At 54.2% G+C, this 24,844-nt stretch carries 23 protein-coding genes and 1 tRNA gene; 19 read left to right on the top strand and 5 right to left on the bottom strand.

Going from position 1 to position 24,844, the window contains the following annotated elements; translation table 11 throughout:
* Positions 1-158: 158 nt before the first annotated feature.
* On the top strand, positions 159-2,549 hold the full coding sequence (lon, locus tag GRI36_RS10710; protein ID WP_160598454.1) for an endopeptidase La: 2,391 nt from the start codon (positions 159-161) through the stop codon (positions 2,547-2,549).
* Between the two features lie 259 nt (positions 2,550-2,808).
* The gene (locus GRI36_RS10705) at positions 2,809-3,081 is read left to right on the top strand and encodes an HU family DNA-binding protein (protein WP_160598453.1); all 273 of its coding nucleotides are present in this window, start codon (positions 2,809-2,811) and stop codon (positions 3,079-3,081) included.
* An 87-nt stretch (positions 3,082-3,168) separates the two neighbouring features.
* On the opposite strand, the gene GRI36_RS10700 is transcribed toward GRI36_RS10705, so the two are convergent.
* Both GRI36_RS10700 and rlmB read right to left on the bottom strand, forming a co-directional pair.
* Positions 3,169-4,056, bottom strand: coding sequence for a hypothetical protein (locus GRI36_RS10700; protein WP_160598452.1), 888 nt, complete (start codon positions 4,054-4,056; stop codon positions 3,169-3,171).
* A gap of 20 nt (positions 4,057-4,076) precedes the next feature.
* Positions 4,077-4,871: a 23S rRNA (guanosine(2251)-2'-O)-methyltransferase RlmB gene (gene rlmB, locus GRI36_RS10695; protein WP_160598451.1), complete on the bottom strand. Its 795-nt coding sequence runs from the start codon at positions 4,869-4,871 to the stop codon at positions 4,077-4,079.
* 176 nt (positions 4,872-5,047) lie between these two features.
* Here rlmB and GRI36_RS10690 point away from each other — a divergent pair.
* The 7 genes from GRI36_RS10690 to tsf all read left to right on the top strand — a co-directional run bounded on the left by GRI36_RS10690 (position 5,048) and on the right by tsf (position 13,244).
* Positions 5,048-5,133: transfer RNA gene (locus GRI36_RS10690), tRNA-Tyr, on the top strand.
* A gap of 298 nt (positions 5,134-5,431) precedes the next feature.
* On the top strand, positions 5,432-7,945 hold the full coding sequence (locus GRI36_RS10685; protein ID WP_235902223.1) for a TonB-dependent receptor: 2,514 nt from the start codon (positions 5,432-5,434) through the stop codon (positions 7,943-7,945).
* Between the two features lie 110 nt (positions 7,946-8,055).
* A complete protein-coding gene (locus tag GRI36_RS10680) occupies positions 8,056-9,186 on the top strand; it encodes a beta-ketoacyl-ACP synthase III (protein ID WP_160598450.1) in 1,131 nt (376 codons plus the stop codon).
* A 66-nt stretch (positions 9,187-9,252) separates the two neighbouring features.
* Entirely contained in the window at positions 9,253-10,002 is a 750-nt protein-coding gene (locus tag GRI36_RS10675) for a phosphatidylserine decarboxylase (RefSeq protein ID WP_160598449.1), read from the top strand.
* Entirely contained in the window at positions 9,999-10,838 is an 840-nt protein-coding gene (gene pssA / locus GRI36_RS10670; protein ID WP_160598448.1) for a CDP-diacylglycerol--serine O-phosphatidyltransferase, read from the top strand. Before GRI36_RS10675 ends, pssA begins: the two co-directional genes overlap by 4 nt.
* A 594-nt stretch (positions 10,839-11,432) precedes the next feature.
* Entirely contained in the window at positions 11,433-12,176 is a 744-nt protein-coding gene (rpsB, locus tag GRI36_RS10665; RefSeq protein WP_160598447.1) for a 30S ribosomal protein S2, read from the top strand.
* 141 nt (positions 12,177-12,317) lie between these two features.
* The gene (gene tsf / locus GRI36_RS10660) at positions 12,318-13,244 is read left to right on the top strand and encodes a translation elongation factor Ts (protein WP_160598446.1); all 927 of its coding nucleotides are present in this window, start codon (positions 12,318-12,320) and stop codon (positions 13,242-13,244) included.
* A 102-nt stretch (positions 13,245-13,346) separates the two neighbouring features.
* Here tsf and GRI36_RS10655 read toward each other — a convergent pair whose 3' ends face one another.
* Positions 13,347-14,417 carry an MBL fold metallo-hydrolase gene (locus tag GRI36_RS10655; RefSeq protein ID WP_160598445.1) on the bottom strand — a complete coding sequence of 357 codons (1,071 nt, stop codon included), beginning with the start codon at positions 14,415-14,417 and terminating at the stop codon, positions 13,347-13,349.
* Positions 14,418-14,473: 56 nt separating this feature from the next.
* Complete coding sequence (locus tag GRI36_RS10650) at positions 14,474-14,758, bottom strand: hypothetical protein (protein ID WP_160598444.1); 285 nt, start codon at positions 14,756-14,758, stop codon at positions 14,474-14,476.
* A 73-nt stretch (positions 14,759-14,831) separates the two neighbouring features.
* On the opposite strand from GRI36_RS10650, the gene pyrH reads away from it, so the two are divergent.
* The 10 genes from pyrH (at position 14,832) to rpmE (ending at position 24,453) form a co-directional block, all read left to right on the top strand.
* Positions 14,832-15,566: a UMP kinase gene (gene pyrH, locus GRI36_RS10645; RefSeq protein ID WP_160598443.1), complete on the top strand. Its 735-nt coding sequence runs from the start codon at positions 14,832-14,834 to the stop codon at positions 15,564-15,566.
* A 1-nt stretch (position 15,567) separates the two neighbouring features.
* The gene (gene frr / locus GRI36_RS10640) at positions 15,568-16,125 is read left to right on the top strand and encodes a ribosome recycling factor (RefSeq protein ID WP_160598442.1); all 558 of its coding nucleotides are present in this window, start codon (positions 15,568-15,570) and stop codon (positions 16,123-16,125) included.
* 120 nt (positions 16,126-16,245) lie between these two features.
* Complete coding sequence (uppS, locus tag GRI36_RS10635; protein WP_160598441.1) at positions 16,246-16,932, top strand: polyprenyl diphosphate synthase; 687 nt, start codon at positions 16,246-16,248, stop codon at positions 16,930-16,932.
* Entirely contained in the window at positions 16,892-17,662 is a 771-nt protein-coding gene (locus GRI36_RS10630; protein ID WP_160598440.1) for a phosphatidate cytidylyltransferase, read from the top strand. The genes uppS and GRI36_RS10630 overlap by 41 nt, the downstream gene beginning before the upstream one ends.
* Complete coding sequence (gene dxr / locus GRI36_RS10625; RefSeq protein WP_160598439.1) at positions 17,659-18,813, top strand: 1-deoxy-D-xylulose-5-phosphate reductoisomerase; 1,155 nt, start codon at positions 17,659-17,661, stop codon at positions 18,811-18,813. The genes GRI36_RS10630 and dxr overlap by 4 nt, the downstream gene beginning before the upstream one ends.
* A 25-nt stretch (positions 18,814-18,838) precedes the next feature.
* Positions 18,839-19,948 carry an RIP metalloprotease RseP gene (gene rseP / locus GRI36_RS10620; RefSeq protein WP_160599187.1) on the top strand — a complete coding sequence of 370 codons (1,110 nt, stop codon included), beginning with the start codon at positions 18,839-18,841 and terminating at the stop codon, positions 19,946-19,948.
* Between the two features lie 149 nt (positions 19,949-20,097).
* Complete coding sequence (gene bamA, locus GRI36_RS10615) at positions 20,098-22,788, top strand: outer membrane protein assembly factor BamA (RefSeq protein ID WP_235902448.1); 2,691 nt, start codon at positions 20,098-20,100, stop codon at positions 22,786-22,788.
* On the top strand, positions 22,788-23,477 hold the full coding sequence (locus GRI36_RS10610) for an OmpH family outer membrane protein (RefSeq protein ID WP_160598438.1): 690 nt from the start codon (positions 22,788-22,790) through the stop codon (positions 23,475-23,477). The genes bamA and GRI36_RS10610 overlap by 1 nt, the downstream gene beginning before the upstream one ends.
* A gap of 24 nt (positions 23,478-23,501) precedes the next feature.
* Complete coding sequence (gene fabZ, locus GRI36_RS10605; RefSeq protein WP_160598437.1) at positions 23,502-23,972, top strand: 3-hydroxyacyl-ACP dehydratase FabZ; 471 nt, start codon at positions 23,502-23,504, stop codon at positions 23,970-23,972.
* Positions 23,973-24,228: 256 nt separating this feature from the next.
* Positions 24,229-24,453 (top strand): 50S ribosomal protein L31, encoded by a 225-nt coding sequence (rpmE, locus tag GRI36_RS10600; RefSeq protein ID WP_160598436.1) that lies wholly within the window; start codon positions 24,229-24,231, stop codon positions 24,451-24,453.
* 72 nt (positions 24,454-24,525) lie between these two features.
* On the opposite strand, the gene GRI36_RS10595 is transcribed toward rpmE, so the two are convergent.
* Positions 24,526-24,843 (bottom strand): TraR/DksA family transcriptional regulator, encoded by a 318-nt coding sequence (locus tag GRI36_RS10595; protein ID WP_160598435.1) that lies wholly within the window; start codon positions 24,841-24,843, stop codon positions 24,526-24,528.
* Position 24,844: the final 1 nt, after the last annotated feature.

Below are 24,844 nucleotides of genomic sequence, written 5' to 3'. Positions count from 1 at the left end.
CAGCAAGCGGTTAGAGCGTTAGGCATTACTATTTGCTGGACGCTCGTCCGACTCTACAGCTGATTGGCTGATTCCCATTGCAGCTTTGCACTGCGCTACCCATATCTCCATCAACCGGTAAGCGCGGGTTCAACCCCGCTCAGACATATGGATTTGATATGAGTAGTTTTCCCCTTCTTCCCCTCCGCGACATTGTTGTGTTTCCCGGCATGGTCGTGCCGCTGTTTGTCGGCCGTGATAAATCGGTTGCGGCGCTGGAAGTGGCGATGGAGGGATCAAAAGATATCTTCCTTCTTGCCCAGCTCGATCCGGCTTGCGACGATCCGCAGGGCGATGATTTGTATGATGTCGGCGTTGTGGCACAGGTGCTGCAATTGCTGAAATTGCCCGATGGCACGGTTCGCGTGCTGGTCGAAGGCACTGCGCGCGCCAAATTGAGCGAGCTGCGGGCAGAGGGCGAACATGTCGTTGCCGATGTGGATATACTCGAACCTGAAACTGCGTCGGGAAGCGAAGTGACCGCGATGATGCGCTCGGTCACCAAGCAATTTGGCGAATATGCGAAGCTCAACAAGAAGCTGGGTGACGATGCTAGCGAAAATCTGGGAGAGATCGACGATGCCGGTGCGCTCGCTGATGCGGTAGCTGCAGCGATCAACACCAAGGTTTCTGACAAGCAGGGCTTGCTCACCGAAAACGATCCGCTTCGCCGCCTTGAAATGGTAATGGCCTTCATGGAAGGCGAATTGTCTGTTTTGCAGGTTGAGCGCAAAATCCGTGGCCGAGTTAAGCGCCAGATGGAAAAAACCCAGCGCGAATATTATCTGAACGAGCAGATGAAAGCGATTCAAAGTGAATTGGGTGGCGAAGCAGAAGATGCCAATGAATTGGCCGAGCTTGCCGAGAAGATCGAGAAGATGAAGCTTTCCAAGGAAGCGAAGGCCAAGGCGACCAGCGAGCTGAAAAAGCTCAAAGGTATGCAGCCGATGAGCGCCGAGGCCACCGTGGTGCGCAATTACCTGGACGTATTGCTTGGTCTGCCTTGGGGCAAAAAAAGCAAGCTTAAGAAGGATTTGGTTAAGGCGCAGGAAGTGCTCGACGCTGATCATTATGCGTTGGAGAAGGTCAAAGACCGGATCATAGAATATCTTGCGGTTCAGGCCCGGACCAATAAGCTGAAGGGCCCGATACTGTGTCTGGTTGGTCCTCCCGGTGTTGGTAAGACTTCGCTCGGCAAAAGCATTGCTCGCGCCACTGGACGCGAATTTATTCGCCAATCGCTCGGCGGTGTTCGCGACGAAGCCGAAATTCGTGGCCATCGCCGCACTTACATCGGCTCGTTACCGGGCAAGATCGTAACCAATTTGAAGAAGGCTGGAACTAGCAACCCGTTATTCCTGCTCGATGAGATTGATAAACTGGGGCAGGATTTCCGAGGCGATCCGGCATCGGCTCTGCTCGAAGTGCTCGATCCCGAACAGAATTCGAAATTCCAGGACCATTATCTGGAGCTCGATGTCGATCTGTCGGACATCATGTTTGTCACTACTGCGAACAGTCTGAACCTGCCGCAAGCATTGCTCGACCGGATGGAGATCATTCGTCTCGAGGGATATACCGAGGATGAGAAAGTCGAGATTGCCAAGCGTCACTTGATTGCCAAACAAATTGAGGCACACGGCCTGAAAGAAGGCGAATTCGAGCTGACCGAAGAAGGTCTGCGCGACCTCATCCGTTATTACACCCGTGAAGCTGGTGTGCGGACACTGGAGCGCGAAATTGCGCGACTGGCACGCAAAAGCCTGCGTAAGATTGTCGAGAAGCAAGTCACCAGCGTGGTCGTAACGCCGGACAATCTTGGCGAATTTGCCGGAGTGCGCAAATTCAAGCACGGTGTGTCCGATGAAGATGCGCAAGTTGGCGCAGTCACAGGTCTTGCATGGACCGAGGTTGGCGGTGAATTGCTGACAATTGAAAGCGTAACCACGCCGGGTAAAGGCGAAATAAGATCGACCGGTAAATTGGGCGATGTGATGAGCGAGAGCATTGCGGCTGCATTTAGTTTTGTGAAGGCGAGGGCGCCCGCATACGGGATCAAGCCATCGATCTTCCAGCGCAAGAATATCCATATCCACCTTCCCGAAGGGGCTGTGCCCAAAGATGGTCCGAGCGCCGGCGTCGGTATGGTTACCTCAATTGTCTCGACCCTAACGGGTATCGCTGTTCGTCCAGATGTGGCGATGACCGGCGAGGTCACCTTGCGCGGCCGAGTCTTGCCGATCGGCGGTCTCAAAGAGAAACTCCTCGCGGCGCTTCGCGGCGGGATCAAGACCGTGCTCATTCCCGAAGACAACGTAAAAGATCTGGCAGAGATTCCTGGGAATGTAACCGATGGCCTAGAGATCATTCCAGTTTCGCATGTTGATCAGGTTCTCGAAACGGCGCTGACTTCGATGCCAGCGGCGATCGAATGGACCGAGGCGGATGATTTGGCGAGCCAGCCTGGTGCAGCGGGCGCGAAAGATGGATCGGCTCCGACCGCGCATTAGCCGTGACGGAGCCGCTTATCCATGCGGCGAATCAAACCAGAAGACCGCGCTGCCCAATTGATGGCTTATTCAGTGGCCTAACAAGACTTGCTTGGCGTCACGGCGTCAATTAGTCGCAAATTATGTGGTATTGTCCGGTTTCAGGATAGATTCGGCTGAATTGCCTTTGACAGTGGCTGGAAAAATCCCTTCTATCACTCCCCTTCGCTGAGGCGATTCACCGGCCTCGCAGTATAAATTCTTTTTGGGGGTTCACACTATGAACAAAAACGATCTGATCAGTGCGGTTGCCGATGCAAGTGGCTTGTCGAAAAGCGACGCCTCAGGTGCAGTAGAAGGCGTGTTCGATTCAATTCAGACCGCATTGTCAAATGGCGATGAAGTGCGCTTGGTAGGCTTCGGCTCATTCTCTGTTGCTAAGCGCAAGGCATCGACCGGCCGCAATCCTCGCACTGGCGAGCCGATGACCATCAAGGCCTCGAACCAGCCCAAGTTCAAAGCGGGCAAGGGCCTAAAGGATGCGGTAAACTGATCCGCGACATCAGCTTTTACATTAGAAAAAGCCCCGCTCTCCTTAAGGGAAAGCGGGGCTTTTTTGTCAGCACTGATTATCCGCGGCTTAGCTGCCCAGTTTAATAAGCGCAGTCGGCGCAGCTTTGGTCATAGGCGAAACTTGCCAAATTAGGGTCTGACCTTCGGCAGATTCGCTAGGGCCTTCATCGGTGTTGTTGGCGAGAATTTGGCCGTCGGTTACAATGGAGAATGTTCCCTCCAATACGGGGATGCCATTAATTGCTTCTTCAGCGCTCTCATCATCCTTTTCTGTCAAAGCACCTCCTAGACCGGCCATCATTCCAAGCATGCCAGTCGCCATTGGGTTTCCGGTGTCGCTGGCAGCAAACGCCGGAGCATTGACGCGGACCTGACTTCCCTTACGCAACACAACTTGAACGAAAGGGGTTGGTACGGGTAGGTTTTCAATCACAGGAAAGCTGATGTCGTGGCTGAGCATTCCGCTGATCGCGAAATCGACGTTGAACACGCCATCGCCGAGATATTCGACTTTATTCCATCCGAGTTGGCGCTCCAATTTCGTGGCAAGCTGCCTGCCGGCCTCTGGGTCGGTTGGGTCAATGCCGCCCAGCATCGCTGCCATTTCTTTGGTTTTCTTCAATTGCTCGGCTTTGCGATCTTCGGCATCAGCTTCCCATTCAGCGCGCTGTTTGGCTAATTCCTCGGCGGTGCATTCCCGTTCCTCATAGGTTTCCTCGTCATAACAGCCGCCGGCAGAGAATTCGGCCTCGCCCCCGTTACCCATCAGCGCCATCTGGCTGAGGCCCAAGAAAAATATCTCGCCCGTGTAGGTGAAGGAGAAGCTTTCATCCTTATTCAGAACGAGCGTTGAATCGAACTTGCCCGGCGTTACAAAGCATCCCGTAAGTAACACCGACAAAGCTGCCACCAGCATGGTTGCGGAGAGCCGCTTCCTGATATTGGCCTCAAACATAAATCCCCCTAGCCTGGGCGCTAAGATGCCCGCGTCGCAATCGCATATAGCGCAATCGCCGCTGCATTAGAAACGTTTAAGCTTTCGATCGAACTGCTGATCGGGAGCCGCGCGATCGAATCGCAATGCGCTTTAATGTTTTGCCGCATGCCTTCGCCTTCCGCGCCCATTACCAGCGCGATTGGACCTGCTGGAAGCGCCTCTGCAAAAGTTGCCTCGGCTTCTCCGGCCATGCCGATCCGCCAATATCCGGCCTCGGCAATTTCATCGAGCGCGCGTGACAAGTTGACAACGCGCACCCACGGCACTGTTTCCAGTGCGCCCGAAGCAGATTTGGCGACAACACCTGATTCCGGAGGCGCATGGCGGTCTTGCGTTACAATTGCTGCTGCTCCGAATGCGGCGGCAGATCGCAAAATCGCTCCCACATTATGCGGATCAGTGACTTGATCGAGAATCACCAGAGGTCGGTCCGCTCCCGCGCCTAGAACATCCTCCAGATGAATATCTTCCAGAGGCGCGCATTCCAGCACCAAACCTTGGTGCGGGGTGTCTTTGGTCACGTGGCGAGCCAAATCGGCAGCCTGCGCATATTCAACCGGAAAGCCTTCGGGTAATTCTCCGTCCAAAGTCTCAAGCGCCTCTCGTACGGCCCAAAGCTTGTGATGCTGGCGTTCTGGGTTTTTCAGCGCAGCCTCAACTGCATGACGGCCCCATAGGCGCACTTGGCCTGAGCTAGCGCGACCGCTCCCGCGTCCGCCTTGCATTCTACCGGCGCGCCCTCTCAGCGCGCGTTCCTTCTTGTGCCTGGCCATGAAAACTCCTTCGGATGCGTCTGGAAAGCCGGGAAATTCGGCCTGATGCGTCGCCCATGCCAGCAGCCCCATTGACAGGCAAGCGCGCCTTCGCCATTGGGGCGCCTCTCGGCAGGTAAGCTCGCGTTTTCGTGATGACCAGCACAGCGGGAATTTCCCGCTTCAGGCAAGCCAGTGGACAGGTGGCCGAGTGGTTAAAGGCAGCAGACTGTAAATCTGCCCGCGCAAGCGTACATAGGTTCGAATCCTATCCTGTCCACCACTTGCCAGCTTTGCGATGGGCAGGTCAGATTTTCCGTTACGGAATGAGCTCGTTCTTCGCCCAACGGTGCAATCCTGTTCGATTATGAAGAGATTGCAGGAGTCTTAAATCTCCCAAAAACTACTGATGCATTTTGGCCACTGTGTTCATAAGTTGCGTCAGGCAACCTCTTCATTGCCATTGTGTGCGGCGGCATACCTATGCATTAGATGTAAATAACAGAGGACGTGTTCCGAACTTCGGTGCTAGATCATCATAAACACATGCCCAAAAGGGCAGGTTTTAAAAAGGGAAGAGAATGAGAAAGATTCTGCTTAGTACGACGGCATTTACATTGGCACTTGGTGCTGCGGGGACCGTTCAGGCACAAGATTCCGCTGCCGGCGAACAGGAAGAGATGGTTGATGAGGACATCATCATCGTTACCGCAACGCGCCGGGCGGAAGATGTTCAAGACATTCCTATCGCTGTTACAGCGGTTAGCCCGGTTCAGCTGGAACGTCAGGGCGTCGTCAATGTCCAAGAAATCACTCAGGTTTCCCCTAGCTTCTCGACTTCGAACGCACAGACATCTTCGGGCTCGGTCGTTCTCCGTATTCGCGGTGTCGGTACGACATCGAACAACATCGGTTTTGAAAGCGCGGTTGGTGTTTTCGTGGATGGTGCATATCAGTCACGCCCCGGTATCGCTTTGTCGGAATTTGTCGACATCGAACGGGTTGAGGTTCTTCGTGGCCCACAGGGCACTTTGTTCGGCCGGAACACTTCGGCTGGTGCGCTGAATATCACCAACAAACGCCCTGACCTGTCGGAATTTGGCGGCTTCGCCAATGCGACATACGGCAACCGCGATTTGATGAGCGTGCAGGGCGCGGTAAACGTTCCACTGGTTGAGGACACTCTCGCGCTCCGCGTGACTGGTGCCTATCGTGAACGTGATGGCTATATTACTGTAGTTGATGGCACTGGTGCCCGCGTTGGTGAATCCAACGGTGTTGATCAATATCTGATCAGAGGCCAACTCGGTTGGGAAACCGATAGCGGCATCCGTGGCCGTATCATCGGTGATTATTCGAAGAGCAAGGCACCATTTGGTGCAGCGATCGAATTGCTCCAGTCTCCAGTAGAAACTGCCGGTCTGTTCGGTCTCGTTGGGCTAGGCCCACGCGGCGGTATGGCTGGCCCAGTTGTTGCAACCGACCGGTTTGACCAGACCACGGCAGAAGCTGCCGCAGATTCGCGGATCGCATCTGCCAATTTCGCACCGATCACGAAAGCTGATCAGTGGGGCGTAACCGGGGAGATTGAAATCCCGCTCGGCGATTCGGCTGACATCATCTATATCGGTTCGTATCGCGAATATGACTCGTTCGAGAAATACGATTCCGATTTCTCCGGTATCGATGTGTTCAATGTTGATGCCAACCTGACTGGCATTGAAACCATGACCCACGAACTTCGTGTTCAAGGTGATGCGCTTGACGGACGGTTGAGCTGGCTTGTTGGCGCATATTATTCGACAGAAGACATTTCACAATCGGTCAGCTTCTCGCTCGGTCAGGATTATGGCGAACTAATCGGGGCGCTGTTCTTTGCACCCACCGGCGGCGCCTTGGGAGCAAACCCTCTGACCGTTCTGTCCGGTGGCGTTGACCCTGCTGGAACGACCAACACAAACCTCTACGCACAAAACAGCAAGAGCTGGTCTGTGTTCACGCACAATACCTTCGATATCACTGACGCGTTGAGCCTGACCATTGGCTTGCGTTATTCGGACGAGAGCAAGGATGGTTCGTTTGCACAGGGTAACAATACCAACGCAATCTGTCCCGCGATCCTCGCGTCTATCGGAGCAGGCGGCGTTCCTGGGCCTTTGATTAACAATGTGTTCGGCACAGGTTGTTTTGCCTTCACCGCTCCGGCTGATCTTCCGCAAGCTGCTGTGTTCCCGCTTCCACGGACCTTCAATTCGAAGTTCAAAGACAACGAACTGATTTACACTGGTAAGCTCAGCTATGCATTTGCCGATCCGGTCAATGTCTATGCCAGCTTCACGCACGGTTACAAATCAGGCGGCTTCAACCTCGATTCAACAGCCGCTGCTGGCGGGGCGGACCCACGCTTCGCTTCGGAAATTGTAGATGCCTATGAAGTCGGCTTGAAAGCGAAGTTGATCGACAATGCCGTGACGCTGAATATTGCTGCGTTCCGCGAAGAGTTTAAAAACTTCCAGGTTCTTGAATTCACCGGGGCTCAATTCCAAACCTTCAACGTTCCCAAAGCGAACACGCAAGGTGTTGAAATCGAGGCGACTATTCGGCCAAGCGACAGCCTGACGATCAACACAGGTTTGACCTATACCGACGCAAACTACCCATCGGATTGTGCGGGTACGCAAACAGCGATTAACGTGACAAACCTTTGCGGAAACTCGCTTACCAATGCGCCTGAAATTGTCGGTATCATGGGTGCGACCTATGAACGTGATCTGGGCGATTCCCTGGATTTCTTCATCACCGCCCAGGGCCGTATGACTTCGGATAGCCGGACTTCGACGCAAGCGTTTGACCCAGCAATCGCGACGTCCAGAGTATTGGTTCCGTTTGATATTCAAGACGGTAACGTCAAGCTGAACCTTCGTGCCGGTATCGGTTCGCAAGATGACCGCTGGGCGCTGGAACTGTTCGCTGTAAACGTGACCAACCAGATCACACGCGGTGTTACATTCAACACCGTTCTACGGTCCGGTTCGCGTTCGGCATTTATCCAGGAACCACGCAGCTATGGTTTGACACTGCGTACCAAGTTCTAAGTTCCATTAGCTTTGAAATCGGAAGGGGTCGCTTGCATTGCGCAGGCGGCCCTTTCTCTTTGCTATCTTGAATCTTGCCGCTGGGCATTTGGCGCAGTAGTGGGAAAGCCATGCAACCAACACATCACCCTGTAATTTCATCGACCGGTTTGTTCACCCCTCAGGAGAGCATCTCCAACGCGGAACTTGTCGAAAGCTTCAACGCGTATGTGGCGAAGTTCAATGCCGATAACGCAGATGCGATTGCCGCCGGCGAGGTCGAGTCGTTGTCCGCCAGTTCTGTAGAATTCATCGAGAAAGCGAGCGGCATAAAGGCACGGCACGTTATGTCGAAAGCCCCGATCCTCGACATCGATACAATGGCCCCACGTTGGCCGGAACGTAGCAATGATGAAATCTCGGTTCTTGCTGAGATCGGGGTGATTGCCGCCAAGGAAGCTTTGGAACGCGCCGGCCGCGACGCGAAAGATGTCGATGCGGTTCTGTGCGCAGCCTCGAATATGGAGCGCGCCTATCCGGCGATGGCGATTGAAATCCAGCAGGCTCTGGGAATCGATGGTTTTGGATTTGATATGAATGTTGCGTGTTCGTCTGCAACCTTCGGCATTCAAACGGCTGCGGATTATGTCCGCTCGGGCAATGCGCGCTCGGTTTTGGTGGTGAGTCCGGAAATCACCAGTGGCCATCTCAATTGGCGCGACCGGGACAGCCATTTCATATTTGGTGATGTCGCAACGGCGGTACTGGTCGAAGATTCGTCTATCGCGCCAGCGCAGCATTGGGATATTCTAGGCACCAAGCTGAAGACGGTTTTTTCCAACAACATCCGCAACAATTTTGGCTTTTTAAACCGTGCTCACCCTGAAACCGCTGGTAACGCGGACAAACTGTTCGTTCAGGAGGGGCGCAAGGTCTTCAAAGAAGTCGTCCCGATGGTCGCACAAATGATTGTGGACGAGGCAGAGCGGTTGGAAATCGATCCCACTGGACTGCGCCGGATGTGGCTGCACCAGGCCAACACCGGTATGAACCGGCTGATCGCGCACCGCGTTCTAGGACATGAGGCGAACGAGGATGAGAGCCCGACTGTGCTTGATTCATACGGCAATACGTCGAGCGCTGGTTCGATTATCGCATTCCATTTACATGGTGCCGACCTGAAGGATGGCGATACAGGGCTGATCTGCAGTTTCGGTGCTGGCTATTCAGCAGGTACGGTATTTGTCCGCAAAGTGGGCTAGTCCGGCCAATGGGTTGAATCGAGCCAGTGGCTTGTGACAAAACGCTCAAGGCCCTAAATGGGACCAATGGCAGGTGATCTTCTAGACAATCAGGGGCGCGGTGAAGCGGGCTGGCAATGGCCCTCTATTCATCCCGAAGGCCGTAAGTTCGGCGCGATTGCGGGTGCACTTGCAGCGGTGTTTTTCTTATTTGGCGTAGGCATCATCGGTTGGCCTTTGGCTGGGTTAACCGCCGGTATCCTTGCGTTTTTTCGAGATCCCGAACGCGTTGTCCCTCAAGATGATAGGGCGATAATTTCTCCCGCTGACGGGCAAGTGTCTATGATTACACAGGTTGACCCACCGGCAGAATTGATCGGTGAGGATGGAACGGGCGCTCCCGGTTTGATTCCGGGCCAGGTGACCAGGATATCGATTTTCATGAGCGTGTTTGATGTGCATATCAACCGTGCGCCGATTTCCGGTTCGGTTCGAAGATTGGTTTATATTCCCGGCCGGTTCTTGAATGCTGACCTCGACAAGGCCAGCGACGAAAATGAACGCCAACATATATTGATTGAACGCAGCGATGGCCTGTTAATCGGATTTACCCAGATCGCAGGGCTGGTTGCACGCCGGATTATCCCCTTTGTCAAACCGGGAGATATGGTCGCCAGCGGACAGCGTGTGGGGCTGATACGGTTCGGCAGCCGTGTTGATGTTTATCTACCGGCGGGCACCAGCGCCAAAGTGATGCTGGGCCAAAGAACTATAGCAGGTGAAACCGTGCTCGCGGAATTGGGCGAACAGAAACTTTTAGAAGGCGTTTCCCAATGAGCGTAGAACCCAAGCATGACGAAGATCCACGTATTGGCCCGAAGTCAGCAGAGGATGAAACGCCGTTTACGGGGCGCCGGATCAAGGGGCTTCCGCTTCGCGCGGTGGTTCCTAATGCGATTACAGCAGCAGCGCTTTGTTCTGGCCTGACCGGGATCAAATTTGCAATATCTGGCGATTGGTCGGCGGCAATTTTGGCGATTATTCTTGCTGGCGTTCTTGACGGTATTGATGGTCGTATTGCCCGTCTGCTGAAGGCGCAATCGCGGTTTGGCGCTGAGTTAGACAGCTTGGCCGATTCGCTATCTTTCGGAATGGCACCTGCGATCATTTTCTATTTGTGGACGCTGCAGGACCTGCCAAGAGTTGGCTGGTTCGCGTCTCTGGCATTTGCGATCTGCTGCGCGCTGCGTCTGGCGCGTTTCAACGCTCAGATCGATACCGACGAGCAGCCGCATAAGTCGGCCGGCTTTCTAACGGGAATTCCGGCGCCGGTTGCTGCTGGTGTAGCGTTCTTGCCATTTTATTTGTGGATGGCGACGGGCTTTGCTGAATTCCGCGACCCGTGGCTCAACGCAGCGTGGATGCTGGCGATCGCATTTCTGATGATTTCCAACATTGCGACGCTGAGTTGGACATCGATACGGCCTAGGCGGAATGTTCGGCTTGAACTCATCGCCTTTATCGGACTCTTATTTACCGCATTGCTGATGGAGCCGTGGTGGACCCTGTCGGTAATTTGCGCCGGTTACCTCGCGTTGATGCCGCTTGGTGTAATTCGCTACAGCAAGATCAAGCGGCAGCGGGCAAACGCTGCGAGCAATTTGCCGGACTAGCTGTATTTCGAAATTTCCGGCTGTGCAGACGGATGTTGCGGGGAAGGCTTGCTGGATCAACTCGCTGCGAACACGCCGCGTTTTCTGAGATTGAAATCAAAGCTGGCCGGGTAGCTCTGGCACGTCGCATTTCGCGGCTCAGCTTTTTGTAAGCCGCAACGCCCTTGATCGCGCTCTCAGCCAACGAAAATGCTGCAAAAATGCCAGCTGTTCCGAACAGTGCGACTAGGGTGAATGCAATCATTTGGAATACCTCAAATTCGTCTCTAACGGTGTTCACAAGCCTGTTGAGAGCCTGTGGATATCGTGGTATAAAATGCGGAGGACGAAATTTGTTCCACCGCTTGAACCTTTGTTCTCTATTTGTTCCGAGGTGTCAAGCGTGTTCTGCGCTGGATGTCCTTATTTTCGCGACGAATTGAGTCTGGATTTTTGAATCAGACAGCGCTATGGGCGCGCATCCGCAACGAAGACGGTCGATAATCGGTCGTTCGGAAAGGCGGAAATCCACATGGAAAGCACACATACCGGTGCCGCAGAGGGTTCACCTCACGGTTCCAGCTTTTCAGAGGCATAACCGGAAGGAATTTACTTATGGCGGCACCTACCGTCTCAATGCAGCAATTGATCGAGGCCGGAGCGCATTTCGGCCACCAGACACACCGCTGGAATCCGCGGATGAAGCCATATATTTTTGGCGCGCGCAACGGTGTTCACATTATCGACCTTTCGCAGACCGTGCCGCTGTTCGCGCGCGCTCTCGAATTCGTTCAGTCGACAACCCGCGCAGGCGGAAAAGTTCTGTTCGTCGGAACCAAGCGTCAGGCGCAAGAGCCTATTGCTGAAGCAGCGCGCCGTTCCGGCCAGCACTTCGTCAATCACCGCTGGCTTGGCGGAATGCTGACCAACTGGAAAACAATCAGCGGTTCGATCCGCCGCCTGAAAACTCTTGAAGAGCAGCTTTCAGGCGAAATCTCGGGTCTGACCAAGAAGGAAATCCTTCAGCTCACTCGTGAGCGTGACAAGCTTGAGCTTTCGCTAGGCGGTATCCGTGATATGAACGGCATCCCTGAAGTGATGTTCGTGATCGACGCCAACAAGGAAGAACTCGCAATTAAGGAAGCCAACGTATTGGGTATTCCGGTTGTTGCGGTTCTCGACACCAACGTTGATCCTTCGGGCATTGCATTCCCTGTTCCAGCAAATGATGACGCAGCCCGCGCCGTACGTATGTATTGCGATGCGATTGCTGAAGCTGCGATGTCAGGCAAAGGCGGTAATGTCGCTGATTCAGGCGTTGATATAGGCGCGATGGCAGAGCCACCGGTCGAAGCATAATTTTCCTGCCCGGTCATTCGGGCATCATATTCGCGCGACATTTGCAACTAAGCAGGCGCGATCTAGCGCGCCGGATATTCTACCGCTTGGGTCAACCATTCAGGTAGTTTCCGGCGCCGCAAATTTTGAAAGGATAAAGCAATGGCTGGAATTTCAGTCGCTGACGTTAAAACACTGCGCGAGAAAACCGGCGCTGGCATGATGGATGCCAAGAAGGCGCTGACTGAAGCTGGTGGCGATATCGAAGCAGCGGTTGACGCGCTTCGTGCAAAGGGCCTCGCCACTGCACAGAAAAAATCAAGCCGCACCGCGGCAGAAGGCCTCGTTGGCGTTGCTGTTGAGGGCACTCGCGGCGTTGCTGTCGAAGTGAACTCCGAAACCGATTTTGTTGCGAAGAACGAGCAGTTTCAGGACTTCGTTCGCAGCACCACCACCGCAGGCCTCGGCGTCGATGGTGATGATGTTGAAGCTTTGAAGGCGGCGGCTTACCCGACTGGCGGAACCGTTGCTGAAAAGCTGACCAACAATGTTGCGACAATCGGTGAGAACCAGCAGGTCCGCCGGATGAAAACCGTGACTGTGACGAACGGCGTTGTCGTTCCTTACGTCCACAACGCGGCTGCAGAAGGCCTCGGCAAGATCGGTGTCCTGGTTGCGCTTGAAAGCGAAGCCGGCGCTGACGTGCTTGAGCCTTTGGGTAAGCAATTGGCAATGCATATTGCTGCTGCATTCCCGCAAGCTCTGAACGCTGACGGCCTCGACGCAGATATGATTGAGCGCGAGCGCGCGATTGCTGCAGAGAAAGCTGCTGAAAGCGGCAAGCCTGAGAACGTTCAGGAAAAAATGGTTGAAGGCGCAGTGAAGAAATTCGCCAAAGAAAACGCACTTCTCAGCCAGGTTTTTGTGATGGACAACAAAACGGCGATTGCAGACGTGGTTGCCAATGCTGGCAAAGATGCTGGCAAGGAAATCACTCTGGTCGATTACGTCCGCTTCCAACTTGGTGAAGGCATTGAGAAAGAAGAAAGCGACTTCGCAGCGGAGGTTGCGGCTGCTGTTGGCGGTTAAGCAACTGGATAGTATGATTTAGCGCGGGCAGGGTGACTTGGTCACTCTGCCCGTTTTGATTCCGGTGACACATTTGATTCCGGTGACACAAGGGCAAATGCGCTAAAAGAGAGTTCGCTTTTGAATCTCCTTTCCACCAGCAGGAAGGCTGAAGAACATGCCATCTTCTCCTACGGTGATCGGGCCATCAAACTTTTTGGCCGCATCGCCGAGGAACGCTGGATAGAAATACGCACTCGGGATAGGCGGGACGAGGTGGCTGAGCACAAGCTGCTTCACGCCCGCGACTTGAGCCGATTCTGCAGCTTCCTCTGGGGAGGCATGGTAGTCGAGAATGTCGCGGGTGATTGTCGCGGTGTTGGTTTGTCCTGCCTTGTCGAGCGAGATGGTCATATTGTTCACCAGATTGGGCGCGAGAGCTTCGTGCACCAGCAAATCCGCGCCGCTGGCTGCGCGTTCTAGAGAGGCGGATTTAGCGGTGTCTCCGCTGATCACGATTGAGCGTCCTTTATAGTCGAAGCGGAAGCCCACTGCGGGCGAAACCGGTGTGTGGTTGACGGGGAAAGCGGTGATTTTGAGTCCATCTTTTTCCAGCAGGACAACTGAATTTGCGCCAATCGTGAAGGGCATGGCCGCCGCGCCCCCGCCTGTTGGCGGGACGATTGCCTCGCCATGATGGGCGATGCGGTATCCGTGATCGAGCAAATAGGCTTGGTTGAATCCGTCGACCACTGTGCCCACGCCTTGCGGGCCGTAAACGGGCAGGGGCGCTGTCGCGGTGCCCTGCGTCCAGTGAAACAGCATCAACGGCCCCATGCCGTCTATATGGTCTGAATGGAAATGGGTCAGCAGCACCCCGTCGAGCTTGCCCAGCGGAATGCCCATCAAATTAAGATTGCGCGCACCGCCTTCGCCAATGTCGACCACGAACATCTGATTACCCGCTATCACTATATTGCATGGGCCGGCGCGGTCAGGATTGGGAAACGGCGATCCTGTACCGCACATGCCGATATGGAGGCCGTCCGCCAGGCTCGCCATGCTGTCACGCCCGCTGCGCTGTTCTACCGCGCGTTCAAATATGGCCGACCCGACTTGCTGTTGGAAAAGCAGAGCCAAGGCAGCACCAATCGCGCCGATTGCTACCAAACCAATTGCAAACTTCTTAAACATCTCGCCTCTCCCGCTCCTTCAGAGGAATCCTTTGGCCTTGCTTCTATCACGCAAACCTAAGGCTTTGAATGGATGATCTGGCCGACAATTATCTCAAGCAGTTCAGGCGGTATATACGGTCCGGCCATATGGAACTCGGTAATAAGTGCGATGGTGAAGGGTACAGCATTGTCGGGATAGTTTTTGAGCCCGAAGGCCGTATGCTCGACCGACGGCATAGCCATTGTGCCGTCTTCAGCTTTCACTGCGACACCTGCTGCACACAGTAACAGCAGCACAAGCAAAATGCGCGGCTTCAATTTTCTCCGCGTTGCTTTCTCAGGCTTTCCTTTTGCGCGCATCGGCGCTTTGCGATTGGGGGCAGTGCGGCTAAGGCATTCCGCAACTCGAAATCAGATGGATTCTCCTTTTCCCATGACCCTTCAAGCTTCGCCCCGCAAATACAACCGAGTCTTGCTCAAACTTTCAGGTGAGGTGTTGATGGGCGAGCAGGATTACGGGATTGACCCGGCCTATGTCGCGCGCCTTGCTGAGGAAGTGAAGGCGGCGAAGGACACCGGCCTGGAAATCTGTCTGGTGATCGGCGGAGGCAATATCTTCCGCGGCGTGGCCGGTGCTGCACGGGGTCTAGACCGAACAACCGGCGATTATATGGGAATGCTTGCCACGGTCATGAATGCGCTCGCGATGCAAAATGCGTTGGAGCAGGCCGGGGTGCCAACCCGGGTACAGTCCGCCATCCCCATGTCATCAGTATGCGAGCCTTACATTCGCCGCCGTGCAGAGCGCCACCTAGAGAAAGGCCGGATCGTGATTTTCGCGGCAGGCACTGGCAATCCCTTCTTCACCACTGATACCGGTGCTGCGCTGCGCGCGGCAGAAATGAATTGCGATGCGCTGCTTAAGGGCACCAGCGTCGACGGGGTCTATGACAGTGATCCCAAGAAGAACGCCGATGCGAAACGTTTCGACGAGATTACCTACAGCCGCGTGCTGAACGACAATTTGAAAGTCATGGATGCCACCGCGGTCGCGCTTTGCCGCGAAAACAGCATTCCGATTGTGGTCTTTTCAATTCGGGAGAAGGGCAATATTGTGCGCGTGATCGATGGCGAAGGCGTCCAGACAGTAGTTAGAGAGGAAGCCTAAAATGGCAAAATACAACAAAGCCGACATTGAGCGGCGCATGAACGGCGCAGTTGAATCACTCAAGAGCGATCTTGGCGGCCTGCGGACAGGACGTGCCAATGTGACATTGCTCGACCCCGTTGTGTGCGATGTCTACGGGGCTCACATGCCGCTCAATCAGGTTGCAACCGTGTCCGCGCCAGAGCCTCGCATGCTAACCGTGCAAGTATGGGACAAGGCCAATATGGCCGCTGTTGAGAAGGGGATTGCCTATGCCAATCTTGGCCTCAATCCGATGATTGATGGACAGACTTTGCGCCTGCCAATGCCCGATCTGACCGAGGAACGCCGCAAGGAATTAGCTAAGCTTGCCGGCAAATACGCGGAAAATTCCAAGATCGCGATCCGCAATGTGCGCCGCGACGGAATGGAAGCGCTAAAGGAAGACGAAAAGAAGAAGGAAATCTCCGAAGATGACCGCAAGCGGCACGAGGATGATGTCCAGAAACTGACTGACCGGTTTGTCGCTGAATGTGACGCCGCTGCTGAGGCCAAAGAAAAAGAAATCATGACCCAGTGAGGGCATTCCCTCGCACCTGCGCCTACCCTGAGCTTGTCGGAGGGGTGCTTTTACGTCATGGGCGAAGTTTAAGGGAGAAGGGCAGGGCTTCGACAAGCTTGGTCCGAACGGGTTCGTTTGATGTCGGATAATTCTGAAAACCACGCCAAGCACGTCGCCATTATAATGGACGGCAATGGACGCTGGGCGAAGCGCAGGCATTTGCCGCGCGCGATGGGGCATCGGCAAGGTGTCGAGGCAGTTCGCAAGCTGGTCCGCAGCGTTGAATCGATGGGGATCGATTGCCTGACGCTTTATGCGTTTTCGTCGGAAAATTGGAAACGGCCCGAGGAAGAAGTCGGCGATCTGATGAATCTCCTTCGCAAATTTATCAAATCGGATCTGCCCGAATTTATTGCCAATGATGTCCGGCTGAAAATTGTCGGCGATTACAAATCCTTGGCGCCCGACATTGTCGCGCAGCTTGAAGATGCGCTGGAGAAAACCTCCGGCGGATCGCGCATTCTGGCGGTGGCGCTGAATTACGGATCGCAGCAAGAAATTGTGCAGGCTGCGGCGAAGGCTGCGGTGCAAGGTGAAGTAACCGAGGAGAGCCTTGCTGCGAACCTCTACACAGCTGACCTCCCGCCGCTCGATCTTCTAATTCGTACAAGCGGCGAAGTACGCCTGTCGAACTTCCTACTGTGGCAATGCGCCTATGCGGAAATGGCATTTGTCGATGTGCTGTGGCCCGATTTCACGCCCGAACATTTGCAGCAGGTGCTCGATGATTTCGCTGACCGGGAGCGGCGTTTTGGCGGACGGTGAAGCGACCAAAAAGAAGTCCGACCTTCCGGTAAGGTTTGCGTCGGCAATTGTGATGCTAGTAATATGCGGCTTTGCGCTTCTTCGGGGCGGGAATGCCCTCCTACTATTCATTCTAATAGTGACTGGCGTTGCTCTACTTGAGTACCTGAGATTGGTGGTAAAAGCATTCGGCGCTAAAAGCGCGCTAGGGGGGGCGCTTTTTTGCTTTGGCGTAATCTATTTTGGTCTCGCTGCAGTAACGCTTGGGCGATTACCTAGCTACCAAGTTGCTCAATTAATTGGGATTGTCGCCGCTGTTGATGTTTTTGCATATTTTTTCGGGCGGACAATTGGTGGTCCAAAGATTGCGCCGAAAATCAGTCCGTCAAAAACATGGGCTGGTTATATTGGAGGCTCTGTAGGCGCCTCTATTGTGTTCTTTTTTGCAGGAAGCCATCAGAGTCGCATATGTGAATCGCTGACGCCGGGCTTTCCAAGTGGTTTTGATGACCGATGCCATTTCGCGGACTATCCTATGAATATTGAGCTGCTGGTTTGGGCAATAGTGGTAGGACTAATAATCGCTGCAATTGCCCAATCCGGTGACTTTTTCGAAAGCTGGCTCAAGCGTCGCGCTGGAATGAAAGATTCCTCGCGCCTGATTCCCGGACATGGCGGTGTTTTAGATCGGGTCGATGGGCTTGTGGCTGTCACATTCGTCATCGGGGCTGTCGGGCTGATAGCTTCATGACCCGCTCCCTCTCCGTTCTCGGCGCAACTGGGTCTGTGGGCGCTTCAACGCTCGACCTGATCCGGCGCGAGCACCATAAATGGCGGGTCGTTGCTCTGACAGCGAATTGTAATTCGGTGGAGCTGGCAAAGCTCGCAATCGAGTTTAACGCTGAAATCGCGGTCGTCGGCGATGAGGCATATCTCGACGAATTGCGCGAGGCTTTGTTCGGCACCAATATCAAGGCGGCTGGCGGCGCGCAGGCGTTGTGTGAAGCAGCAGCACGCCCTGTCGATATTTCCGTTGCTGCAATCGTCGGCTGTGCAGGCCTAGCTCCGGTGATGGCGGCGATAGAGCAGGGTGGCACCATCGCGCTCGCCAATAAAGAAGCACTGGTTTCGGCTGGCGAAGTCATGACCGCCGCCGTCGCCAAGCATGGCGCGACGCTGCTGCCGGTCGATTCCGAGCATAATGCGATTTTCCAATGCCTGCAGGGCAATGACATCGCGGAGGTCCGCTGGATCACGCTCACAGCCAGCGGCGGTCCGTTCCGTGAATGGACGCAGGCCAAGCTTGAGGCCGCTACGCCCAAACAAGCTGTCGCGCATCCTAATTGGGATATGGGCGCGAAAATCAGCGTCGACTCGGCCACGATGATGAATAAGGGCCTTGAATTCATCGAAGCGCATCATTTGTTTCCGGTTGGGCTGGACCGCCTCAGGATTGTGGTTCACCCGCAGAGCGTGATTCACTCGATGGTCGAATATCGCGACGGCTCCACGCTGGCGCAGCTTGGCCCCTCGGACATGAAAGTACCGATTGCCTCGTGTCTCGCTTGGCCGAAACGAATGGAAACCGGCTGCGAACCGCTTGGTTTGCCAGCAATCGGCCAATTGTCGTTCTTTGCGGCGGATGAGGAGCGTTTCCCGGCGACCAAACTGGCGCGCGACGCGGTGCATGCAGGCGGGGCGGCTCCGGCTACGCTCAACGCTGCCAATGAAGTGGCGGTCGCCGCCTTCCTCGCGGGTCAGATCGGGTTCACCCGTATCGCGGCAACAGTGGCGCAAACGCTGGATCGCGATATAGAGGCCGCGCCGACTACACTTGAAGAAGTGATGGCGGTCGACAGCAGGGCCCGGGTAAGGGCCGCTGAAATTTTGGAGATTGCCTGAATTGTTTGAATCTGTTCCTCTTTGGATGTGGCCTGTCGGCTTCCTGCTTGTGCTCGGCCCGCTTGTGACACTTCACGAGCTTGGACATTATCTTGTCGGGCGGTTCTTTGGCGTGAAGGCAGAGGCTTTCTCTGTCGGCTTCGGTAAAGAGTTGGCAGGATTTAACGACAAGCATGGTACGCGCTGGAAATTGTCGATGCTCCCGCTTGGCGGGTATGTTCAATTCAAAGGCGACATGAATCCGGCCAGCATCCCCGATGCGGCTGCGCTGGATGATCTGGCACCTGAAGAAAAAGACGGTAATTTCCATCACGCCGCGTTGTGGAAACGCGCGCTAATTGTTCTGGCGGGTCCGGTGACCAATTTGGTCGTCGCGGTTCTGATCTTTGCCGGTTTCAATATGATTTATGGCAAAGTGGTGACTTTGGACGCAGCGCAGACCAATGTGGTCGGGTCGTTTTCCGATGGGTCGGCCGCGAAAGAAGCTGGCCTGAAAGTCGGCGATCGGATCGTCGCGATTGATGGGGACAATGTCTATCAATTCAACGAAGTCGTTGAAAAGATTGTTCTGTATCCCGGCAAGGAAATCGACATTACGATCGAACGCAGCGGCGCGGCGTTAACGTTGCCCGTAAAGATAAGCGACGTAACTGAGAGCGATCGTTTCGGGAATGAAGCCCGGGTCGGTCGGATCGGGGTTTATTCAGCTGAACAACGGCGCGAACCTGTCGCCGTGGGAGAGGCTGTGGGATTAGCATTTGACCAAACGGCCGGTCTGATGCGGATGATGGTTACCGGCATTGTCCAAATTGTAACCGGCGACCGATCAGTGCGTGAATTGGGTGGCCCAATAAAAATTGCAAAATACTCAGGCGAACAACTAAGTCTCGGGTGGCCGACCTTTATTAGCTTTGCTGCGCTGATCTCGCTTAATTTGGCATTCATCAACCTGCTGCCAATCCCCGCGCTCGACGGAGGCCATCTGGCATTTTATGCGGTTGAGGCGGTACGCCGCAAGCCAGCGGGTGCACGCGGTACCGAATGGGCTTACCGAATGGGAGTGGCGTTAGTATTGATGCTGATGATATTCGTGACGATAAATGACGTGGTTTCTCTGCCATTTTTCCAGAGCTAGCCGCATCGCACTAGAATTCCGCAGGGGAGTGGGTTCTGACACTGCTTGATTGGGGGCACTGCATAGGGCACAGGGCGGCGAAGAGCGCCTTGGCCCGCAGGTCAATTGGCGCAGAACAGTAATTTTGATTGGACGGGAAAACCGTGTCTATGATTGGACAGGAAATGCGCGGCGAAACTTATTTGCCTAATAGTCGCCGATATGCGCTGGCTTTGCGCTGCGGAACAATTTTGGGCGGAGTGATGCTTGGCGCTATGCCGCTGATGGCATTTGCCCAGGACAGCGAACAACCGGGTGAGACGCAAGTGGCCGCGCCGGAAGCCCCGAGAGTCGATATAATTAAATCGCTATCGGTGATTGGCGCTCAGCGGCTCGAGCCTCTGACAATCGTCAGCTATATGTCCTTGCGCTCCGGCCAGGAATATACGCAAGCGGCAGCCGACCAAGCTTTGAAAGAGCTTTACGCGACCGAACTGTTTGCGACGGCAAGCGTGCGCAATAATGATGGAGATGTCATAATTGAGGTGGTGGAGAACCCGGTGATTAACCGGATTATCCTTGAGGGCAATAACCGGATCAAGGACGATAAGATCGTCCCTGAGATCAAGCTCGCACCGCGCCAGATTTTCACTCGTTCAAAAGTGCGCGCTGATACATCGCGGATCGTCGAATTGTACAAGCGTCAGGGTCGTTTTGCGGCCACGGTAGAGCCGAAAATCGTCGAGCTTAGCCAAAACCGCGTCGATGTGGTTTATGAAATTTCAGAAGGTCCTAAGTCCAAGGTCCGGCAGATCAACATCATCGGTAACGATGTGTTTTCCGACGGTGAGTTGCGCGGGGAAATGGTGACCAAGCAAGCGCGCTTCACCAGCTTCTTCAGTTCAAATACCAGCTATGACCCTGATCGCTTGGCTTTTGATCAACAGAAGCTTCGTCAGTTCTATCTGACTGAAGGTTACGCTGATTTCCGGGTGATATCTGCTGTCGCGGAGCTCACGCCGGACAAGGAAGACTTCATCATCACCTATGTGGTGGAAGAAGGCGAGCGGTATAAATTCGGTGACGTCAACGTCGACAGTCAAATCCGTGATTTTGACAGCGATTCAATGAGCGCGCGCCTGCCGATGAAGAACGGCGATTTCTACAACGCAAAGGCGGTCGAAGACACGGTTGAACAATTGAGCGAATTAGCCGGCACCTTCGGTTATGCTTTCGCTGATGTGAGGCCGCAGTTTAACCGTAACAAGGAATCGCTCACGATGGACATTACGTTCATCCTGAACGAGGCACCGCGCGTTTATGTTGAGCGGATTGACGTCAACGGGAACACTTTGTCGCAAGACAAGGTTATTCGCCGTGAATTCCGCCTATCGGAAGGCGACGCATTCAACTCCATCGGTGTGAAGCGATCTGCCAACCGGATAAAGTCACTCGGTTTTTTCCAAGAGAACTTTGAAATTGAGCAGAAGGAAGGCAGCGCACCAGACCGGATTATTCTGGAGGCGAATGTCGAAGAGCAGCCAACCGGTGAATTGCAGCTGTCGGCTGGTTTCTCATCGATTGAGAACTTCATTTTGTCCGCTTCGATCCGTCAGCGTAATTTCCGTGGGCGGGGCCAGACGGTAGGCGCCAGCGTCAATTATTCGCGCTTCTCTCGTTCGTTCAACCTGAGTTTCACCGAACCTTTCGTATTCGACAGGAATATCTCTGCAGGTATTGATCTTTACCGACGGGATTTCAGCAGCTTTAACTTCACGAATAATGACCGGAACACGACGTTTAAGCAGGCGACAACCGGCGGCTCGTTACGCGTTGGTGTGCCATTGTCAGAATATCTTTCATTGGTCGGCAGTTACACGCTTAATTTAGATGACGTATCGTTGGATGAAAACCAGTTCTTTGCTGATCTGGACGGTGATGGGGTCCGGACCTGTGAGCCACTGATCGCAGGTCGTTTCCTGTGCGATGCCATCGGTAAGAGGACAACCTCTCTTCTGGGTGCGACGCTTGCTTTTGACAATCTGGACAATCGTTTCAGGCCAACACGCGGCCTCAGCGTGTCCTTAACAACAGAAGTCGCGGGATTGGGCGGCTCGGTCAATTATATCCGAACGCGAGGCAAGGCGACCCGATATTGGAACGTTTTCAATAACTTCATTCTCTCGCTTTCCGCTGAAGGTGGCGTGATCAATCCTTACGGCGGTGACGAGGTACGCTTGACTGATAGGTTCTTCTTGGGAGAACCTCAAATCCGCGGATTCGATATTCGCGGGGTAGGCCCCCGTGTTCTTCGGCAACCAATTATTGCCGACCCGGACAGCGTTGATCCGAATAACCCGACAGGCTTGCTCATCACTGATCGCAACCGGATCGCAGATGATGCGATTGGCGGAAATGCGTATTACCTAGGCCGTGCAGAGCTTGAAATTCCGCTTGGGTCCGGTGCCCGTGAACTAGGATTGCGTCCTTCGCTATTTATGGACGTTGGTGCGCTGTTCAATGTCGAGGCACCGCAGCTGCAGCAAAGCCCGTTCCCAACTGGACTGTCATTTCAGCTCCGTGACAATAGCGGCAATCCACTTTTCATTGGCGAAAACGGATCGTCCACAACCGACACAGTTGATTCTAACAACCAGCCCTTGTCGCCGCTAAACCGCACGATTGATCCCTTCCAGGAGGTATTCCTTGGAGATAGTGCGGCACCACGCGTGACCATAGGTCTCGGTGTGAATTGGAATTCACCATTTGGTCCATTCCGGATCGACTTTGCTCACGCGCTTAAGAAAGAGCCGGGCGACGATACAAAGAAATTCTCGTTTAACGTAGGAACGCAATTCTAATGAAAACTCTGATTAAATCCGTGACTGCAATAGGTTTTTCTGCCTTGGCGATTGCCGCTTCACCGGTAGCTGCCCAGGTCACCGGCAAGGTCGCAGTGCTTAACCCGACCGAAGTTGTGATAAAGGCAGCGGCATTCCAATCTGCTTATCAGCAGATTGCAACGACTTATTCCGTCCAGCGCACTACTATTCAGCAGCGCGATGCACAGGTTCAAGAATTGCTAAAGCAGTTGGATACCAACAGCGATGGAAATATCGATGAGGCAGAGCTAACTGCAGCGCAGGGCACTCCGCAAGCCGGACAAATCGAGCAAATTGAAACTGAGGTGTCTACACTTCAAAACCAGATCGACAGGGCTCGCGTTTACGCAGTTGAGCAAATTCTTATCCAGTATGGTGCCGCGGCCCAGCAAGTGATCGAGAAGGAGAACATCCAGCTTGTTTTCGCTCCCGATGCGGTACGCTTTGCAAAGCCGGAAGCTAATATCGGCGATAAAGTGGTGGCGGCGCTCAATGCGCTGGCACCGAACGTGGGTATCACTCCGCCACAAAATTGGCAGCCAGCGCAGCAATCCGTGGCTCTGTTTCAACAGGTTCAGCAGGTACTAATGTCAGCGCAAGCGCAAGCCCAAGCAGCGGCTGCAGCAGCAACTCCCGCACCGGCGCAACCAGCACCGACTGGCCGTTAAATAATCCACCTTGAGGGCAGGGCAATGAGCAACGAAACAGGCGAGCCATTCGCTTACGACATCCAAAAGGTGCTCAAGGCCCTGCCTCACCGCTATCCGCTTTTGTTAGTGGACAAGGTGAAATCGCTTGAACTTGGTGAACGAATTCATGCGGTTAAAGCAGTAACGTTTAACGAAGAATTCTTCCAGGGCCACTTCCCTGGGGCACCTATTATGCCTGGCGTTCTGCAAATTGAGGCCATGGCGCAAGCCGCTGCCATCCTTGGTATTGAAACGCTGGAATTGGCAGGAACCGGCAAGCTGGTGTTTTTTATGGGCATCGACGGAGCAAAGTTCCGTGCGCCGGTAACACCAGGCTGTTTGCTGGATCTGGAAGTTGAATTCCTGCAAAAACGCAGCCGAGTCTATAAATTTAAGGGCAGAGCAAGCGTCGAAGGCAAAACGACCAGCGAGTGCGAATTTACCGCCATGATTGCTGATCCGCCGAAAGCGTAGCTTTTGGAGCGCTTTGATTAGCCTCAAGCGCCAGTGGTCGCATTTGCTCGCTTAGGATGCCGCCCTATCCCCGCGTCGCCCATTAGAGCGAAGCTAGGGAATGCGGGAGCGCTCGGTCCGGTGTTTGAGGGACTAAAAAACGAGAAGCACAGCGCAGATGGTCTTGCTTTCCAATGCTAGACCAACTAAGCGCGCCGCTTCTCATTTCATTGCAGGTCCGGTCGGTACCGGTCCACATGCATAAAGGATATATGCCATGAAGGCCGACGGACACCCAGACTACCACACCATTAATGTCAAAATGACTGATGGCACTGAATTCCAAACTAAATCCACATGGGGCAAAGAAGGCGACACTCTCGCTCTCGAAATCGACCCGACCAGCCACCCTGCTTGGACCGGCGGCAAGCAGCAGCTTCAAGAAGGCGGCCGCGTTGCGCAATTTAACAAGCGGTTCGGCGGGCTCAGCCTCAAGAAGTAAGCTTGGCTTATTTGGAAATAGAGAAAGGCGGTCCGAAAGGTCCGCCTTTTTTGTTGGTCTATCCCCAGTTCGTTAAACTGCGTGTTCTATGCAGCGTGTGGCAATCGGGCGCGCTTTTAGTCGCTGGATTCCAATATCCTTGCCGCAAATTGTGCATTTGCCGTAGCGGCCCTTCTCAATACGGCGCAGTGCTAAGCGAATTTGTACGATCTCATTGCGTAAAACTTCGTCAACTCCTGAGAGCGCTTCGTCATCAGCAAGCTCTTGTGCCTGCTCGTCCCAATCATCGTTGAGTGGTTGGCGTAAATCATCTTCTATGATTTCCGCGCGTTTGACCAAAGCTGCGAGCCGCTCAGCAAGTTGCTGTCCTAGTTCGTCATACTCTTCCATT

Source organism: Pontixanthobacter gangjinensis (assembly GCF_009827545.1).
GTDB classification, from domain to species: Bacteria; Pseudomonadota; Alphaproteobacteria; order Sphingomonadales; family Sphingomonadaceae; genus Pontixanthobacter; species Pontixanthobacter gangjinensis.
This window is presented reverse-complemented; position numbering and strand designations above follow the sequence as displayed.